General features: G+C 59.9%; 16 protein-coding genes. 11 read left to right on the top strand and 5 right to left on the bottom strand.

Going from position 1 to position 16,612, the window contains the following annotated elements; genetic code table 11:
* Positions 1 to 123: 123 nt before the first annotated feature.
* Together J4E58_RS25865 and J4E58_RS25860 are read left to right on the top strand one after the other, a co-directional pair.
* Positions 124 to 1,182 carry an MBL fold metallo-hydrolase gene (locus tag J4E58_RS25865; protein WP_053262305.1) on the top strand — a complete coding sequence of 353 codons (1,059 nt, stop codon included), beginning with the start codon at positions 124 to 126 and terminating at the stop codon, positions 1,180 to 1,182.
* A 102-nt stretch (positions 1,183 to 1,284) separates the two neighbouring features.
* The gene (locus J4E58_RS25860) at positions 1,285 to 1,842 is read left to right on the top strand and encodes an AAA family ATPase (RefSeq protein WP_087090397.1); all 558 of its coding nucleotides are present in this window, start codon (positions 1,285 to 1,287) and stop codon (positions 1,840 to 1,842) included.
* On the opposite strand, the gene J4E58_RS25855 is transcribed toward J4E58_RS25860, so the two are convergent.
* Both J4E58_RS25855 and J4E58_RS25850 read right to left on the bottom strand, forming a co-directional pair.
* Positions 1,824 to 2,141 carry a helix-turn-helix transcriptional regulator gene (locus J4E58_RS25855; RefSeq protein ID WP_007925185.1) on the bottom strand — a complete coding sequence of 106 codons (318 nt, stop codon included), beginning with the start codon at positions 2,139 to 2,141 and terminating at the stop codon, positions 1,824 to 1,826. The two genes, J4E58_RS25860 and J4E58_RS25855, sit on opposite strands and share 19 nt — an antisense overlap.
* 128 nt (positions 2,142 to 2,269) lie before the next feature.
* A complete protein-coding gene (locus J4E58_RS25850; protein WP_087090459.1) occupies positions 2,270 to 3,040 on the bottom strand; it encodes a helix-turn-helix domain-containing protein in 771 nt (256 codons plus the stop codon).
* A gap of 114 nt (positions 3,041 to 3,154) precedes the next feature.
* Between J4E58_RS25850 and J4E58_RS25845 the strand changes: the two genes are divergently transcribed.
* On the top strand, positions 3,155 to 3,967 hold the full coding sequence (locus tag J4E58_RS25845; RefSeq protein ID WP_087090399.1) for a sulfite exporter TauE/SafE family protein: 813 nt from the start codon (positions 3,155 to 3,157) through the stop codon (positions 3,965 to 3,967).
* Positions 3,968 to 3,970: 3 nt separating this feature from the next.
* Here the strand turns inward: J4E58_RS25845 and J4E58_RS25840 are convergent, their stop codons facing one another.
* Positions 3,971 to 4,954, bottom strand: a complete 984-nt coding sequence (locus tag J4E58_RS25840; protein WP_087090402.1) for a hypothetical protein — start codon at positions 4,952 to 4,954, stop codon at positions 3,971 to 3,973.
* 144 nt (positions 4,955 to 5,098) lie between these two features.
* Between J4E58_RS25840 and J4E58_RS25835 the strand changes: the two genes are divergently transcribed.
* Complete coding sequence (locus tag J4E58_RS25835; RefSeq protein WP_087090404.1) at positions 5,099 to 5,710, top strand: phage holin family protein; 612 nt, start codon at positions 5,099 to 5,101, stop codon at positions 5,708 to 5,710.
* A 365-nt stretch (positions 5,711 to 6,075) separates the two neighbouring features.
* Complete coding sequence (locus J4E58_RS25830; RefSeq protein ID WP_087090406.1) at positions 6,076 to 6,789, top strand: phosphatase PAP2 family protein; 714 nt, start codon at positions 6,076 to 6,078, stop codon at positions 6,787 to 6,789.
* A 133-nt stretch (positions 6,790 to 6,922) separates the two neighbouring features.
* On the opposite strand, the gene J4E58_RS25825 is transcribed toward J4E58_RS25830, so the two are convergent.
* Complete coding sequence (locus tag J4E58_RS25825) at positions 6,923 to 8,170, bottom strand: ribonucleotide-diphosphate reductase subunit beta (RefSeq protein ID WP_007925192.1); 1,248 nt, start codon at positions 8,168 to 8,170, stop codon at positions 6,923 to 6,925.
* 873 nt (positions 8,171 to 9,043) lie between these two features.
* Entirely contained in the window at positions 9,044 to 9,307 is a 264-nt protein-coding gene (locus J4E58_RS25820) for a DUF2790 domain-containing protein (protein ID WP_087090408.1), read from the bottom strand.
* 412 nt (positions 9,308 to 9,719) lie between these two features.
* On the opposite strand from J4E58_RS25820, the gene acs reads away from it, so the two are divergent.
* The 6 genes from acs (at position 9,720) to J4E58_RS25790 (ending at position 16,514) form a co-directional block, all read left to right on the top strand.
* The gene (gene acs, locus J4E58_RS25815; RefSeq protein ID WP_007925196.1) at positions 9,720 to 11,675 is read left to right on the top strand and encodes an acetate--CoA ligase; all 1,956 of its coding nucleotides are present in this window, start codon (positions 9,720 to 9,722) and stop codon (positions 11,673 to 11,675) included.
* Positions 11,676 to 12,359: 684 nt separating this feature from the next.
* Positions 12,360 to 13,136: an ABC transporter substrate-binding protein gene (locus J4E58_RS25810; protein WP_007921537.1), complete on the top strand. Its 777-nt coding sequence runs from the start codon at positions 12,360 to 12,362 to the stop codon at positions 13,134 to 13,136.
* A 91-nt stretch (positions 13,137 to 13,227) separates the two neighbouring features.
* Positions 13,228 to 13,917, top strand: a complete 690-nt coding sequence (locus J4E58_RS25805) for an ABC transporter permease (protein ID WP_007921541.1) — start codon at positions 13,228 to 13,230, stop codon at positions 13,915 to 13,917.
* Positions 13,914 to 14,612, top strand: coding sequence for an ABC transporter permease (locus tag J4E58_RS25800; RefSeq protein WP_007921542.1), 699 nt, complete (start codon positions 13,914 to 13,916; stop codon positions 14,610 to 14,612). Before J4E58_RS25805 ends, J4E58_RS25800 begins: the two co-directional genes overlap by 4 nt.
* A gap of 1 nt (position 14,613) precedes the next feature.
* Complete coding sequence (locus J4E58_RS25795) at positions 14,614 to 15,726, top strand: succinylglutamate desuccinylase/aspartoacylase family protein (protein ID WP_087090411.1); 1,113 nt, start codon at positions 14,614 to 14,616, stop codon at positions 15,724 to 15,726.
* Positions 15,727 to 15,749: 23 nt separating this feature from the next.
* Positions 15,750 to 16,514 carry an ABC transporter ATP-binding protein gene (locus J4E58_RS25790; RefSeq protein WP_007921545.1) on the top strand — a complete coding sequence of 255 codons (765 nt, stop codon included), beginning with the start codon at positions 15,750 to 15,752 and terminating at the stop codon, positions 16,512 to 16,514.
* Positions 16,515 to 16,612 lie beyond the last annotated feature (98 nt).

Genomic DNA, 16,612 nt, shown 5'->3' with positions numbered 1-16,612 from the left:
TACACTGTGCAGTGTAGTTCATGACAGAAAAAATGATGGTCGGCTGACGCTTGCGTGCATTGGCCTTTGTCGTTCCGCAGAGAATCACCGGAGCCTTTTCGGGTTCCTTGGAGTCACTGATTCATGGCCACTCTCTCTTCCCGTGCAGACAGCGCCTCACGTCCCGAAACGTCCCTGCAGGAACAAGGTGCGTTCCGTAATCACACGCCGGTCCGGCGTGCCGGGCTGGGCAAGACGCTGGGTATTTTCTGGCGCATGCTGTTCCACAAACCGCGCAACACTCGCCCCACCGGGGCCATTCCGGTGCAGCCATTGACCCACGAACAGCTGCTGGCGGCGCCGAACCAGAGCGTCTACCGCCTGGGGCATTCGACGGTGCTGTTGAAGCTGCATGACAAGTTCTGGATCACGGATCCGGTATTCGCCGAACGCGCATCGCCGGTGCAATGGGCCGGTCCCAAACGTTTCCACCAGCCGCCTATCAGCCTGGAGCAATTGCCACCGATCGAAGCGGTGATCCTGTCCCATGACCACTACGATCACCTGGACCACCAGACCGTGCTCAAGCTGGCGGACAAGACCCGCCATTTCCTCACCCCCCTGGGCGTGGGCGATACCCTGGTGAAGTGGGGCGTGCCGGCCGACAAAGTGCGCCAGTTGGACTGGTGGGAAGGCACGGAAGTCGATGGCATTCGTTTTATCGCCACGCCTTCCCAGCATTTCTCCGGCCGTGGCCTGTTCGATGGCAACAGCACGCTGTGGGCCTCCTGGGTGATGATCGATGGCGACAGCCGGATCTTCTTCAGCGGTGACACCGGTTACTTCGACGGCTTCAAGCGGATTGGCGAGCGTTATGGCCCATTCGATCTGACCCTGATGGAAACCGGCGCCTACAACGTCGAGTGGCCGGGTGTGCACATGCAGCCGGAGCAGACCCTGCAGGCGCACATCGACTTGAAGGGCCGCTGGTTGTTACCCATCCACAACGGCACGTTCGACCTGTCGATGCATGCCTGGTACGAACCGTTCGACCGCATCCTCTCGCTGGCCTGGGAACGCAGCATCGCTATTACCACGCCGCAGATGGGCGAGGCCTTTAACCTGTCGCACCCGCAGCGGGGGCACGCCTGGTGGATGGAGGTCGACCCCGTGGCCGAGCAGGTAACGGCAAGCGATCTGTAGACCCTTCATCGGCGACTCCCCGAGCCCGGCTATTGCCAGGTTGCCGTGTCCGGGCCTGGGGAGTATCTAGAGAACTCCCCCAATGCCCCGACGGATCTGGTAATGGCTTATCGGCTTCATCTGTTTGGCGCATCCGGTTCCGGTACCACGACCTTGGGCCAGGCGCTGGCCCAGCGTTTGGGGATCGCGCACTTCGATTCCGATAACTTCTTCTGGCGCTCCAGTGCACAGCCTTTCAGCCTGCGCCGCCCCCGGGACGAGCGCATCCAGCTGTTGCAGCAGCAGGTGGCCGGGTTGGACAGCTGGGTGTTGTCCGGCTCCTTGTGCGGTTGGGGCGACCCGATGATTGAGGCTTTCACCCATGCCATTTTCCTCCGCCTGGACCCCGAGGTCCGCCTGCAGCGTTTGCGGGTGCGCGAGTTTCAGCGTTACGGCGAGCAGATCCATGAGGGCGGCGAACGCCATCTCGCGACTCAAACCTTCCTTGCCTGGGCGGCTGGCTACGACACGGGTGGACAAGGTACGCGCAGCCTGCGCCGGCATGAGAGCTGGATCACCGGGCTGAGCTGCCCGGTAATCCGCCTCGATGCCACTCACCGCTCGGTGCAGGCATTACAGGAAGAGGTATTGAGCGCCCTGGATCACTCGATCATGGCGTAGTCGGGCCGTTCCATTGGGTTGGGCGTCGCACCCTTGATGTTCATGCCACGCCCCGGAGCGAAACCGGGGAAGAACACCAGGCCTTCTGCTTCCAGGCGAAAGGCCAGGGCCAGTCGGGTCACGTCGAGCAATTCGCCGCCCGCCTCGAAGCGGTGAATGGCGGCTATCGAGACGCCGGATTCCTGTGACAGCTGTTCCTGGCTCCACCCCAGCATGGCGCGGGCCTGAATGCAGTGTTCTGGGGTGAACTGGAAGAGGGCGATACGTTCCAGGGTGACTTTCATCGCGAGTGAGGCCATGGGATTTCTCCGGAAGCGGGTGAAAATGAGTCAATAAAGTACTGTTTATTTGTACAGTTGTTTTGCTCCCGGATCAAACTCATTTTGCCGATCGCCTCAACGTCTTCGTGACAAGTCTTGTCCCGGCGCTATGCCCCGGTTTCCAGGTAGGCGCTGGGCGGTTGCCCCGCTACCCGGCGGAACATGGTGGAAAAGGCGGCGGGGCTGTCATAACCGAAATCGAGGGCGATTCGCGTCACCGACTCGCCTGCGGCCAGTCGGGGCAAGGCCCTGACCACGCAGGCGCGCTGGCGCCACTGGACGAAACTCATGCCGGTCTGCTCGCGGAACAGGCGGTTGAAGGTGCGCAGGCTGATGTGCAGCTGTTGCGCCCATTGCTCGGGAGACTGGTGGGCATCGGGTTGTTGCAGGAAGGCCTGGCACAGGGTGAGCAGGCGTGGCATTTCGGGCAGGGGAATGTGCAGGGGCAGGCGGGTGGTACGGTTCAGTTCATGCAACAACAGGCTGACCAGCACACCGTCGCGTCCGTTCTCGTCGTACGCCAGCGGCAGATCCACCGCCTCCATCAGCAACTGGCGCATCAGTGGCGACACGCTGATCACCTGGCACTCATCGCCCAGGGTCGGCATGGCCGCCGGTTCGATGTACAGGCTGCGGGTACTGACTCCGAGCATCAGCACTTCATGGGCCACCCGGGGCGGAATCCATACCGCACGCTGTGGCGGCACCACCCAGCGGCCATTCGTGGTGCTGACCTGCATCGCCCCGGTGGCGCCATACAACAGTTGCGCGCGACGATGGCTGTGGCTCGGCAACAGGTGGCCCTGGGGGTAATCGGTGCCGATCGCCACCACGGCGCGTGGGGTGTGATCCAGCAGGTCGATCGAAGTGTTACGCATGGCGTCGGCGTCCGCGGGGTTGGCGTGAATGCAAACAGTATTGGCTGACTTGCTAAAGCCGGCCAAGCCCTGGCGCTCTATCGTCGAGGTCTTCTGCTAACGGAGAACCCTTCGATGTTTTATCTATGGCTGGCGGTGTTCGGCTGCATGAGCGGGATCAGCGCGGTGCTGTTCGGTTTTGGCGGCGGCTTTGTGGTGGTGCCGCTGCTGTATCGCATGTTGCTGAGCGGCCATGGCGCTGACGATGCCGTCGCTCAGTCGGCCATGCATATAGCGGTCGCCACCTCGACCTGCGTGATGATCGTCAACGCGCTGATGGCCACCGGCAAACACCGCCGCGCGGGCAACCTGATTCGACATTATCTGTGGCCGCTGGGTGGCTACATCGGGCTGGGAGCTATAGCGGGGGCGGTCCTGGCAATGGCGGTGAGTGGTGAGGCGATGCGCTACGCCTTTATCGCCTACCTGGCGCTGACCATTGCCGATTGCCTGATGCGTCGTGGCTTTCTTGAACAGAGCGACACCCGTGCGCCGCGCTGCCTGGGGCGACTGGAAAACACCGGAGGCCTGGGCATCGGGGCCATTGCTACCTTCCTGGGTGTCGGCGGCAGTGTGATGACCGTGCCCCTGCTGCGCCGTTGTGGCTTGAGCATGACCCAGGCCACCTCCATGGCCAACCCGCTGAGCGTGCCGGTAGCCCTGGCCGGGACCTTGACCTATATGGCCATGGCCGGCTTCAGTCGCTTCGATCTGGGCCCCTGGTTTATCGGCTATATCGACCTGCTGGCGTTTGCCGTGCTGACCCTCGGCTCATTGCTGGGCATGCGCCTGGCCTCACCGTGGATCGGGCGCATTCCCGACCGGCTGCATGCGCGGGTGTATATCGGCCTGCTGGTGTTGGTAATGCTCGGCATGCTGGTTCGCTAAGGGTTAGCCCAGCGCCAACCCCGGCGCTTCACGAATGATGAAGTGGTCGAGGTTCTCGATGTTGGCGCTGAATACCCCGAACGTCTGTTCGGGGTGTTTTTTGCTTGGCACCTGTTTCAGCTCCGGGGTCACGCCATAAAAGAAGCAATACAGCTCTTGTTCGCTGTCGATCGCATGCTTGATCTCTTCGAGGAAGGCTTTGCGCTTGCGGTAGCTCTCGATCAGTTTTTTGCTCAGGTAGACGTTGACCGAGTAGGGCTTCTTTTTTGTCTCGTCCGCCTGTTTGAACCAGACCTTCTGTTCGAAGTCGATGCGAAAGCTCTGGGTGTAGTCCTTGATCTCCTTGATCTTGCCCCAGTAGATCAACCCCTTGTTGTCCAGCAGGTATTCGATCTTCTTGAAGAACGAGGCATAGGACGCCGTGTGTTCGCCGATCTTCAGCGGCATGCGCTTGAGCAGTTCCTTGTCGTCGATATTCGACACAAAACACTCCACCGGATGAGCGAAGACACTGGTCTTGTCTGGGGTGCCGGCCTGAGCCGGAGCCGGCGTGCGCAGGGCGGAGGAGGGGGCTGGCGCGGCAGTTCCTGGCGTATCGCCATCCGCTGCCGGGCTGGCGGGCTTGCGCACATATTCGCGGCGGGCCAGCAGCAATTCCGATGGGAAATGCTCCTCCCGATCATCCTCGTCCGGCGTACCCTCCACCCCGGCTGCCAGCGTCCTGCTGGTGCCATACGGGCAGCCTTCGATATGCCGGGTGCCAGGCAGGTTCTTGAAATGCGGGGTGCGGATGTAATTGACGTTCTTGGCATTGAAGGTCCCCAACTGATTGTCAGAGGCAAAGGTGGCGCGACAGGCATCGTTGGGGCACTGGAATTGTTCCTTGGCTGAGTCGAAGGCCATGGTCTCGTCGAAATTCAGATCGCGCACGTCATAGATCGACAGCTTGTCGTCGAGGCTGATGCAGTAGGCGGTGTCGAATTTCATGGGGGGCTCGGGTCCTTGAGTGAAGAAGGCTATTAATAGCGGGTGGCGCAGGGGAGTGCACTGATCTTTTCAAGCATGGGCGCTGATCTCGGCATAACCTTGTAGGTAGCACGTTCCACTCATCACTGGAAAAGGCTCAGGTTCATGTCTGACGGTAACCGCATCAATATCGGCTCCATTGGTGATGCCAACCACATCAACATTGCCCAGAATCAGGCGCCTGAACGCACCAGCATTCAGTTCGTCATCGACCCCAGGAGTGTCGAGCGGGTGAGCCGGGGCAGCGTCATCAAAGGCGCGGTGGCGTTTTTCCTGTCGCTGCCGGCGCTGGCGCTTTCGGTCATGTCGATCCTGGCCGACGCGTTGGGCATCCTTTCCTACTTCAATGTGGAGTCGCGGATCCTGGCCTACCTCATCATGGCCGCCGCCATGGGCGGGGTGATGCTGTGCAACAGCAAGCGCAAGATGGCCACCGCCAGCATTGCGCCCGACCAGGCCCGATTCATCGATGGGCGTTGGGTCGAGCGTGATGAAAGTGGCGATTACCTGCTGTATCGCAATACCGCGCCCTGCAATTACGAAAACTGCCACGGTACCGTGCGTATCCAGACGCCACCGCCGCGCGAACAGCATAACCACGATCTGATCGGCGTCTGCGATATCGGCGGCAAGCAACACACCTATCGCGTCGACTTCAATGGCGTCGGCGAACGGCAGCATTTCGACTGGCGTCCGCTGGAACAGAACAAGCCATGACCCCGTTCCAACCACGCCCTTGGTAGGACGGGTGTGCTCACGAAAAATCCCCCGTCGGGACCAATCAAACTGACAGCCTTCCTGAGTCTTTCCAGGTCATTGCGGCTGCATGAGGGGCATGAAATTTCCTACAGTTCTAATTAACAAAACTCTCACCATATAGAGACGAGTCCTACGCGTTAAAGCTTGTAAAAACAAAAGCTTAGGTATCTTGAATAGTCCTGGCAGAGAACGTCACACCTTTGGCAAGGAGGGACAAGTAAGCCTCGAATAAATGGCCGATAAGAAGGCGCCGGCCTCATGAATGAAGGCCCGGTGGGAACCAGCCAGACGGCTTTTCCCCTCACAATAACGAGGACCTCCATATGCCTGTTCTTGCGCGTTCATTGTTGTTTTGTCTGGCCCTGTCCGGCACCGGGGCCGTCCTGGCGGAGCAGGCAGCCTTGCCTTATCTGCCGGCCAATCAGTTCCGGCTGGCTGACTACCTGCCACCGCCTCCAACTGTTGATTCATCGTTGCAACAAAGCGATTTGACAGCCGTGCTGGCGGCCCAGGCAGCACGCAGTAGCGCTCAGGTGAGCCGGGTCCAGCAGGATGATGAATGGGAAGACAGCGTGTTCCACTTCGCCAGGGAATCCCTCGGCGCCGGTTTCAGCATTGAGCGCCTGCCCCTGACTCGGGCCTTCTTCCGGCGGGCTCAGGAAGACCTGGTGCAATTCCTGATGCCGGCCAAGCACAGCTATGGTCGGCCGCGCCCTTACGAGGCCTCGGCACTGGTGAAACCGGTATTGCCGCCACCGGAGGGCGATTCCTACCCCAGCGGTCATTCGATGAATGGTTATCTCAATGCCACCTTGCTGAGCATGGCGCTGCCGGAGAAACGCAGCGAGTTGTTCAGCCGCGCACAGATCAATGCCGACAGCCGGGTCATCGCCGGTGTGCATTTCCCCAGCGACCTGGAGGGCGGAAAGATCAGTGCCGCGGTGTTGACGGCCCGGCTGCTGGACGATCCCCGCGCGGCGGCGGATTTCGAGGCGGTGAAACAGGAGATTCGTGGTGCCCTGGCCTCCGTCGATTGAGTTCCGCGTTGGATGATTTGCCTGGAGTCGGGGATACCGGGTCCCAATAAAAAAGCCCTGAGCAAGTCAGGGCTTTTTTGATCTTTCGTTGTGCCGATTCAGATCGAGATCGGCACAGGGCTGGAGCTCGGAATCAATCCCAGCTCAGCGCGCCGCCAGTCTGATACTCGATCACGCGAGTCTCGAAGAAGTTCTTCTCTTTCTTCAAGTCCATGATTTCGCTCATCCATGGGAACGGGTTGGTGGTGCCCGGGTATTCTTCTTTCAGGCCGATCTGCGACAGGCGACGGTTGGCGATGAACTTGAGGTAGTCCTCCATCATCGCCGCGTTCATGCCCAGTACGCCGCGCGGCATGGTGTCGCGAGCGTATTCGATTTCCAGTTGGGTACCCTGGAGGATCATCTGGGTGGCTTCTTCCTTCATCTCGGCATCCCACAGGTGCGGGTTTTCGATCTTGATCTGGTTGATCACGTCGATACCGAAGTTCAGGTGCATGGATTCGTCGCGCAGGATGTACTGGAACTGCTCGGCTACACCGGTCATTTTGTTGCGGCGGCCCATGGACAGGATCTGGGTGAAGCCGCAGTAGAAGAAGATGCCTTCCAGAACGCAGTAGTAGGCGATCAGGTTGCGCAGCAGCTCCTTGTCGGTGTCGACGGTGCCGGTTTCGAACTTCGGATCGGAGATCGAACGGGTGTACTTCAGGCCCCAGGCCGCTTTCTTGGCGACCGATGGAATCTCGTGGTACATGTTGAAGATCTCGCCTTCATCCATGGCCAACGATTCGATGCAGTACTGGTAGGCGTGGGTGTGGATCGCCTCTTCGAACGCCTGGCGCAGGATGTACTGGCGGCATTCCGGGTTGGTGATCAGGCGGTACACGGCCAGTACCAGGTTGTTGGCAACCAGGGAGTCGGCGGTGGAGAAGAAGCCCAGGTTGCGCATCACGATGCGGCGCTCGTCGTCGGTCAGGCCTTCCGGGTTTTTCCAGAGGGCGATGTCGGCGGTCATGTTGACTTCTTGCGGCATCCAGTGGTTTGCGCAACCGTCCAGGTACTTCTGCCAGGCCCAGTCGTATTTGAATGGCACGAGCTGGTTGAGGTCGGCGCGGCAGTTGATCATGCGCTTTTCATCGACGGCGACACGGGCGGAAGCGCCTTCCAACTCGGCCAGGCCTTCGGCGATGTCGAGCTGGTCCAGAGAGGCCTTGGCACGGGCAACGGCAGCGGAATCACTGGCGGTTACGGCGCGGGCTTCGAGAGCGGCGGCACCACCGGCGCTGTCGAGTTTGTCCATGGCAGCTTCGGCAGCGTGGCCGGCGTTGGCGCCTTTAACGGCGACTTCGCCTTCTTCTTTGTCGAATTCGTCCCAGCTCAGCATGACGTGTCGTCTCCTGCGTGAGGGCCAGATGCCCGTGTGAAAACTGATGGTTGGCTTTTCACACGGCCGAACTGGCCGCGTTGGATCTTAAGGAATCGTTTGTTGCGGCAGCTAACGCAGGCAATAAACAAAAATATGTACGGGAGTTCCGAGGCGGTTATGGGCACAGAGGACCGAGTCGACTCCTGCGCTGGCTTCGGATTGGCTGTTTATCCCTGTAAGGGAATATTGCAGGCCCGTTTTAAGGCCGCATTATAGGGATTTTTTTGCCGCTGTGGTGCGACGAAGTGGCTCACGATTCGGTTGGCGAGGGGCGTGATCGCGGCGGAGCGAGGGTTTACAAGGCTTTGGCCGGCAAAGATTTTTTTTCACCCGGTTTTGCGGTTTTTTGCCGCCTGGAAGCGATCCGAGACCTTGGCTTTTTCGCGCAATGCTCTGCAAGCCCCGTAGTACATGGCTTACAGGGAAGGTCGCGGGCTTTGGTAGACAGGATTGTGTTCAATTCATGGTGCAAATTGTCAGTCGTATATTTTGCTCAAAAAATAAGCAAAAAAACGCTTTTGCCACTACATCTTGTGTTGGATGATCAATTTTTGACCTTTGAAACACTACTGTCCCGGGTTGCCACCCGAGGTCGTTCTTGATGCTCGAGAAGGCATTTTCGGACCATCATCAAGCCCCTTGGGGCGATACGGAAACGCTCCCTGCAAGGTGGCTCGACAGATGAAAAAGGGGAGTGCGAAAGCCGTGGTCGCACTGCATTGGGCGATGGCTTGCAACCAGTCTGGATTCAGTTGTGCATCTGGCCATCTTTGCCGCAAGAAAGATCTCTTGCGGCCGACAATTGTTGGAACTTGAAGAGCAACTTTAGTATCAGCCGTTAGAGCAGCCGTTACCCATGACGCGGTATTGAAGAATGTGCCGCAGACCTTTCGAGTCTTCATATTCCATACGTGCAGGTACAACTTCGCATACATTTGGAACTTCGCTCATGGATATAACTTTGGCGATGTCCAGGTCGGACGAGTAAGAGTATTCCTCTACTGCTGGTTGCTGGCTTGCGACATCAGTCGGGATCTCGTCGGCCATTGCTGTAACGCAAAGACTGCTGAAGGCCAGAACTAATAAAGCTTTCATTTTGATTTCACCTTTCTAAGGTCGTGTAGGGTCACGCAGCCTTTGTGGGGCTGCGTGTGGAACTTGAGTAGAAGTCTGGATTAACTGCCTTCGTGGGGGCTGTAACTTGGTTAATCACATTGCCTTGTTGGCGAGGTTGATTTTAGGCGCCTGAGTAGGCGCTATACAGGCTTGCTTTTGATAAACACTATTGACGGTTTTTGTAACAATCCCGGTAAAAACGACCCCCAGCGGCCTGGCAGCGGTCTTCTACTTACCGCAGAAACTACCGCAAGTCCCGTAATAGAGGGGGTAAAGCACTTTTCAGGGGGATCGGCTGGGGGTTGTTACTACCATCGTCGAATGGTTCTATAGGCCCGCCCCGGCTACAACGGGGCCATACAACAACAACTATGTCACCGAGGTAAGAAAGATGAGTGCGGCTTCTCTGTATCCCGTTCGTCCCGAGGTTGCGGCCAACACGCTGACTGACGAGGCGACCTACAAGGCCATGTACCAGCAGTCGGTCGTCAACCCGGACGGCTTCTGGCGCGAGCAAGCCAAGCGCCTCGACTGGATCAAGCCTTTCACCACGGTGAAGCAGACCTCCTTCGACGATCACCATGTCGATATCAAATGGTTTGCCGACGGCACCCTCAACGTTTCCTACAACTGCCTGGATCGCCATCTGGCCGAGCGCGGCGATCAGATCGCGATCATCTGGGAAGGCGACGATCCTTCCGAAAGCCGCAACATCACCTACCGCGAGCTGCACGAACAAGTCTGCAAGTTCGCCAACGCCCTGCGTGGCCAGGACGTGCACCGCGGCGACGTGGTGACTATCTATATGCCGATGATTCCCGAAGCCGTGGTCGCCATGCTGGCCTGTACCCGGATCGGCGCAATTCACTCGGTGGTGTTCGGCGGCTTTTCACCGGAAGCGCTGGCCGGGCGGATCATCGACTGCAAATCCAAGGTGGTGATCACCGCCGACGAAGGCATTCGCGCGGGCAAGAAGATTCCGCTCAAGGCCAATGTCGACGATGCGCTGACCAACCCGGAAACCAGCAGCATCCAGAAGGTCATCGTGTGCAAGCGCACCAATGGCCAGATCAAGTGGAACCAGCATCGCGACATCTGGTACGAAGACTTGATGAAAGTGGCCGGTACCGTCTGTGCGCCAAAAGAAATGGGTGCCGAGGAAGCGCTGTTCATCCTTTATACCTCCGGCTCCACCGGTAAGCCCAAAGGCGTGCAGCACACCACTGGCGGCTACCTGTTGTACGCGGCCCTGACCCACGAGCGCGTATTCGATTATCGTCCGGGGGAAATCTACTGGTGCACCGCCGACGTCGGCTGGGTCACCGGCCACACTTATATCGTCTATGGCCCGCTGGCCAATGGCGCGACCACCGTGCTGTTCGAGGGCGTGCCGAACTACCCGGACGTGACGCGCGTGGCGAAGATCGTCGACAAGCACAAGGTCAATATCCTCTACACCGCGCCGACCGCGATCCGCGCCATGATGGCCTCGGGTAACGCCGCCTGCGCAGGCGCCGATGGCAGCAGCCTGCGCCTGCTGGGTTCGGTGGGTGAACCGATCAACCCGGAAGCCTGGGACTGGTACTACAAGAACGTCGGTCAATCCCGTTGCCCGATCGTCGATACCTGGTGGCAGACCGAGACCGGCGCCACCCTGATGAGCCCGCTGCCGGGCGCCCATGCCCTCAAGCCGGGTTCGGCGGCGCGTCCGTTCTTTGGCGTGGTGCCGGCGCTGGTGGACAACCTGGGCAACATTATCGAGGGCGCCGCCGAAGGCAACCTGGTGATCCTCGATTCGTGGCCAGGCCAGGCGCGCACCCTGTATGGCGACCACGATCGTTTCGTCGATACCTACTTCAAGACGTTCCGTGGCATGTACTTCACCGGTGACGGTGCCCGTCGCGATGAAGACGGCTACTGGTGGATCACCGGGCGGGTGGACGATGTGCTCAACGTCTCCGGCCACCGCATGGGGACCGCCGAGATCGAAAGCGCGATGGTCGCTCACCCGAAAGTCGCCGAAGCGGCGGTGGTCGGTGTGCCCCACGACATCAAGGGGCAGGGCATCTATGTCTACGTCACCCTCAACGGTGGCGAAGAACCGAGCGAAGCATTGCGCCTGGAGCTGAAGAACTGGGTGCGCAAGGAGATCGGTCCGATCGCCTCGCCGGATGTCATCCAGTGGGCGCCTGGCCTGCCGAAGACCCGTTCCGGGAAGATCATGCGCCGTATCCTGCGCAAGATCGCCACGGCGGAGTACGACAGCCTGGGGGATATCTCCACCCTGGCGGACCCGGGCGTGGTGCAGCATCTGGTCGATACCCACAAGACCATGAACGTCGCCTAAGGCGAATCGGTCTCAGTGAAAGCCCCGTCCGGCCTTGTGCCGGGCGGGGCTTTTTTGTGAGCGCTATCGGGGGGGCTTCTGTAGCCGCTGCCGAAGGCTGCGATCGGCTCCGCAGGAGACGCGCTCTTGAAGGCCCTGAAAGGCCCTTCGGGTCTTATCGCAGCCTGCGGCAGCGGCTACAGGCAGCGGCTTTTCGATCGAATAAATATCGGTATGTCCATCAGGCGTATCTGAATGTTACCGGCGGGAGGGAATGTGTAACCCGCTGCCCGGATTCGGGGCAATGAGAAACGCCAAGCCCTGTTTCAGGGCCTGTGCGGGGCCGGTAAGAAATAAGTCATAACGCTGCGCTTGCCGGAATAGAAGGCTTTGCGAATAATAGGCCCGCAATTTGCAACAGAGATTGGTTTACCGTCTTTTGCTCTTGCATAAATCTGAAGAGCTGTCAATGTGCTCGGCCTGGTTTCTCGGTGCTTCTGTAATTTGTTGTCGCATTGAGGAAATATCGGCTTCGGGCCTGTCGTTAGAATGCCGATCACTCGCTCGTCGTTGCCTGCCCGGGAACCCGCATGAGGTTCGTGGCCAGGTCCTCAAGGACGCAGCACCGCTATCAGGTTCCACCCATTCGCATATTGGGCTGTCGCTCACTCTGCCGTTTTCGCCCTTTACCGATGGAGTCCTAAGATGAAGAAACTCGTGCTTCTTGGCGCCCTGGCACTGTCCTCCGTACTTTCCCTGCCGACGTTCGCCGATGAAAAGCCTCTGAAAATTGGTATCGAAGCGGCTTACCCTCCATTCGCCTCCAAGGCGCCGGACGGCAGCATCGTCGGTTTCGACTACGACATCGGCAACGCCCTGTGCGAAGAAATGAAGGTCAAGTGCGTGTGGGTCGAGCAGGAGTTCGACGGCCTGATCCCCGCGCTCAAGGTACGCAAGATCGATGCGATCCTGTCGTCCATGTCGATCACCGACGACCGCAAGAAGTCCGTGGACTTCACCGGCAAGTACTACAACACTCCTGCGCGCCTGGTCATGAAGGCCGGTACCCAGGTCAGCGATGGCCTGACCGAGCTCAAGGGCAAGAACATCGGCGTGCAGCGCGGTTCGATCCACGAGCGTTTCGCCCGTGAAGTGCTGGCTCCGCTGGGTGCCGAGATCAAGCCATATGGCTCGCAGAACGAGATCTACCTGGACGTGGCGGCCGGTCGCCTCGACGGCACCGTGGCAGACGCTACCCTGCTGAATGACGGCTTCCTGAAAACCGACGCCGGCAAAGGCTTCGCGTTCGTCGGCCCGGCGTTCACCGACAGCAAATACTTCGGCGACGGCGTGGGTATCGCCGTACGCAAAGGCGATGCGCTGAAAGACAAGATCACCGGTGCGATCGCCGCCATTCGCGAGAACGGCAAGTACAAGCAAATCCAGGACAAGTACTTCGACTTCGACATTTACGGCCAGTAAATCGTCGAATCAGCAAGTCCGAGATGGCGCAAGCAGCAGAATCTCTGAAGTTTGCGCCATTTTTTCATCCCAATTTTCGAGGACCTGAATCATGTTGAAAGGCTACGGGGCTGTCATCCTCGATGGCGCTTGGCTGACGCTTCAGCTTGCCTTGTCGTCCATGGCCCTGGCCATCGTTCTGGGTCTGATCGGGGTCGCACTGCGTCTCTCGCCGGTGCGCTGGCTAGCGTGGCTGGGCGACCTGTATTCCACGGTGATCCGCGGGATTCCCGACCTGGTGCTGATCCTGCTGATCTTCTACGGCGGCCAGGACCTGCTCAACCGTGTCGCGCCAATGCTGGGTTACGACGACTACATCGACCTGAACCCGCTGGCTGCCGGTATCGGCACCCTGGGCTTCATCTTCGGTGCCTACCTGTCGGAGACCTTCCGTGGCGCCTTCATGGCGATTCCCAAGGGGCAGGCGGAAGCGGGCATGGCCTATGGCATGAACAGCTTCCAGGTGTTCTTCCGGGTGCTGGTGCCGCAGATGATCCGTCTGGCGATTCCGGGCTTTACCAACAACTGGCTGGTACTGACCAAGGCCACCGCGCTGATTTCGGTGGTAGGCCTGCAAGACATGATGTTCAAGGCCAAGCAGGCGGCTGACGCCACCCGCGAGCCTTTCACCTTCTTCCTCGCGGTGGCGGCGATGTACCTGGTGATCACCAGTGTCTCGTTGCTGGCATTGCGTCACCTTGAGAAGCGCTACTCGGTAGGCGTAAGGGCGGCTGATCTATGATCTTCGACTACAACGTCATTTATGAGGCCTTGCCGCTGTATTTCAGCGGCCTGCTGACCACCCTGAAACTCTTGGCCCTGTCGCTGTTCTTCGGCCTGCTGGCGGCGCTGCCTCTGGGGTTGATGCGGGTGTCCAAGCAGCCGATCGTCAACCTCAGCGCCTGGCTCTACACCTATGTGATCCGCGGCACGCCGATGCTGGTGCAGTTGTTCCTGATCTATTACGGACTGGCGCAGTTCGATGTGGTGCGCCAGAGCTTCCTCTGGCCTTGGCTGTCCAGTGCGACCTTCTGTGCGTGCCTGGCATTTGCCATCAACACCAGCGCCTACACCGCCGAAATCATCGCCGGCAGCCTCAAGGCCACGCCGAACGGCGAGATTGAAGCGGCCAAGGCCATGGGCATGTCGCGCTACAAAATGTATGCCCGCATCCTGCTGCCGTCGGCCTTGCGCCGGGCACTGCCGCAGTACAGCAATGAAGTGATCATGATGCTGCAGACCACCAGCCTGGCCTCCATCGTGACCCTGATCGACATCACCGGTGCGGCCCGTACGGTCAACGCGCAGTACTACCTGCCGTTCGAGGCCTACATCACCGCCGGCGTGTTCTACCTGTGCCTGACCTTTATCCTGGTGCGCCTGTTCAAGCTGGCCGAAGGCCGCTGGCTGCGTTACCTGGCGCCGCGGAAGCACTGATATGGAACGCATTGACCACGCATTGCCATGGAGCCACTTGGGCAGCGAGCGGCAGATCTCGGTGTTCCGTTTCGGCCACGGCGAGCGCAAGGCCTATATCCAGGCCAGTCTGCATGCGGACGAACTGCCCGGGATGCGCACCGCCTGGGAGCTGAAAAAGCGCCTGGCCGAGCTGGAAGCCCAGGGCGCGCTGAATGGCGTGATCGAACTGGTGCCGGTGGCCAACCCGATGGGTTTGGGGCAGCTGTTGCAGGGCAATCACCAGGGGCGGTTCGAGGCTGGCAGCGGCAAGAACTTCAATCGCGATTTCGTCGAGCTGAGCGCGCCGGTCGCGGCCCGCCTGGAAGGCTGTCTGGGAGATGATCCGCACGCCAATATCCAGGTGATTCGCCAGGCCATGAGCGATGTGCTGGCCGAACTGCCGGCGCCGTCGAGCCAGCTGCAAGGCATGCAACGCATTCTCCTGAGCCATGCCTGCACTGCGGATGTGGTTCTGGACCTGCACTGTGATACGGAAGCGGCGCTGCATATGTACGCCTTGCCGCAGCATTGGCCGCAGTGGCGTTCGCTGGCAGCCCATCTGAACGTGCGGGTCGGCCTGCTGGCGGAAGACTCTGGCGGCAGTTCGTTCGACGAGGCCTGTTCGCTGCCCTGGCTGCGCCTGTCGCGCCAGTTCCCGCAGGCGCAGATTCCGCTGGCCTGCCTGGCGACCACCCTCGAGCTGGGCGGTCAGGCCGACACCGGTCGCTCGCAAGCCGAGGCGCACGCCGAAGGCATCCTGGCGTTTCTCGCCGAGCAGGGGCTGATCACGGGCGAATGGCCGGCGCCGCAGCATGAAGCGTGTGAGGCCATGCCTTTCGAAGGCACCGAATTGTTGTTTGCGCCGCATCCCGGCGTGGTGAGTTTTCTGCGTCCGGCCGGTAGCTGGGTGGAGAAGGGCGAGCCGATTTTTGAAGTGATTGATCCCTTATCCGATCGGGTCAGCACCCTGTGTGCTGGCACCAGCGGCGTGTTGTTCGCCGTTGAGCGGCTGCGTTACGCCCAACCCGGTTTCTGGCTGGCCAAGGTGGCGGGGCGCGAAGCGCTGCGGCACGGGCGCTTGCTCAACGACTGACTGCTTTTGTGAGAACCGACAGCATGTACAAACTTGAAGTCCAAGACCTGCATAAACGCTATGGCAGTCACGAAGTGCTCAAGGGCGTGTCCCTGAAAGCGGCGGCTGGCGATGTGATCAGCATCATCGGCTCCAGTGGCTCCGGCAAATCCACCTTCCTGCGTTGCATCAACCTGCTGGAGCAGCCGCACGCCGGCAAGATCCTGCTGAACAACGAAGAGTTGAAGCTGGTGGCGAACAAGGACGGCGCCCTGAAGGCGGCCGATCCAAAACAGTTGCAGCGCATGCGTTCGCGCCTGTCGATGGTGTTCCAGCACTTCAACCTGTGGTCGCACATGACCGCCATCGAAAACATCATGGAAGCGCCGGTGCATGTGCTCGGCGTACCCAAGGCCGAAGCCCGTGAAAAGGCCGAGCACTACCTGGCCAAGGTCGGTGTGGCGCATCGCAAGGATGCCTACCCGGGCCACATGTCCGGCGGTGAGCAGCAGCGCGTGGCGATCGCCCGGGCGCTGGCGATGGAGCCTGAGGTCATGCTGTTCGACGAGCCGACTTCGGCGCTCGACCCCGAGCTGGTGGGCGACGTGCTGAAAGTGATGCAGGCCCTGGCCCAGGAAGGCCGGACCATGGTGGTGGTGACCCACGAAATGGGCTTTGCCCGTGAAGTCTCGAACCAGCTGATATTCCTGCACAAGGGCCTGGTGGAAGAGAGCGGCAACCCGCGCGAAGTGCTGGTCAATCCGCAATCGGAACGTTTGCAACAATTCCTCTCGGGCAGCCTGAAGTAAATCGCTCCCGTAATGCACCAAATTAGGTCATGCTGCGCACCGCGCGCCAGATGGTCTAATTTGGTTGCAGCCGCCTTTGGCCTCTAACACTGTTTTCG

Source organism: Pseudomonas sp. FW305-25 (genome assembly GCF_017351415.1).
Classification (GTDB): Bacteria; Pseudomonadota; Gammaproteobacteria; order Pseudomonadales; family Pseudomonadaceae; genus Aquipseudomonas; species Aquipseudomonas chlororaphis.
This window is presented reverse-complemented; position numbering and strand designations above follow the sequence as displayed.

Excerpts from the sequence above, each read along its gene's own strand:
- J4E58_RS25865 (WP_053262305.1), top strand. The coding sequence starts at position 124 with ATGGCCACTCTCTCTTCCCGTGCAGACAGCGCCTCACGTCCCGAAACG.
- J4E58_RS25860 (WP_087090397.1), top strand. The coding sequence starts at position 1,285 with ATGGCTTATCGGCTTCATCTGTTTGGCGCATCCGGTTCCGGTACCACG.
- J4E58_RS25855 (WP_007925185.1), bottom strand. The coding sequence starts at position 2,141 with ATGGCCTCACTCGCGATGAAAGTCACCCTGGAACGTATCGCCCTCTTC.
- J4E58_RS25850 (WP_087090459.1), bottom strand. The coding sequence starts at position 3,040 with ATGCGTAACACTTCGATCGACCTGCTGGATCACACCCCACGCGCCGTG.
- J4E58_RS25845 (WP_087090399.1), top strand. The coding sequence starts at position 3,155 with ATGTTTTATCTATGGCTGGCGGTGTTCGGCTGCATGAGCGGGATCAGC.
- J4E58_RS25840 (WP_087090402.1), bottom strand. The coding sequence starts at position 4,954 with ATGAAATTCGACACCGCCTACTGCATCAGCCTCGACGACAAGCTGTCG.
- J4E58_RS25835 (WP_087090404.1), top strand. The coding sequence starts at position 5,099 with ATGTCTGACGGTAACCGCATCAATATCGGCTCCATTGGTGATGCCAAC.
- J4E58_RS25830 (WP_087090406.1), top strand. The coding sequence starts at position 6,076 with ATGCCTGTTCTTGCGCGTTCATTGTTGTTTTGTCTGGCCCTGTCCGGC.
- J4E58_RS25825 (WP_007925192.1), bottom strand. The coding sequence starts at position 8,170 with ATGCTGAGCTGGGACGAATTCGACAAAGAAGAAGGCGAAGTCGCCGTT.
- J4E58_RS25820 (WP_087090408.1), bottom strand. The coding sequence starts at position 9,307 with ATGAAAGCTTTATTAGTTCTGGCCTTCAGCAGTCTTTGCGTTACAGCA.
- acs (WP_007925196.1), top strand. The coding sequence starts at position 9,720 with ATGAGTGCGGCTTCTCTGTATCCCGTTCGTCCCGAGGTTGCGGCCAAC.
- J4E58_RS25810 (WP_007921537.1), top strand. The coding sequence starts at position 12,360 with ATGAAGAAACTCGTGCTTCTTGGCGCCCTGGCACTGTCCTCCGTACTT.
- J4E58_RS25805 (WP_007921541.1), top strand. The coding sequence starts at position 13,228 with ATGTTGAAAGGCTACGGGGCTGTCATCCTCGATGGCGCTTGGCTGACG.
- J4E58_RS25800 (WP_007921542.1), top strand. The coding sequence starts at position 13,914 with ATGATCTTCGACTACAACGTCATTTATGAGGCCTTGCCGCTGTATTTC.
- J4E58_RS25795 (WP_087090411.1), top strand. The coding sequence starts at position 14,614 with ATGGAACGCATTGACCACGCATTGCCATGGAGCCACTTGGGCAGCGAG.
- J4E58_RS25790 (WP_007921545.1), top strand. The coding sequence starts at position 15,750 with ATGTACAAACTTGAAGTCCAAGACCTGCATAAACGCTATGGCAGTCAC.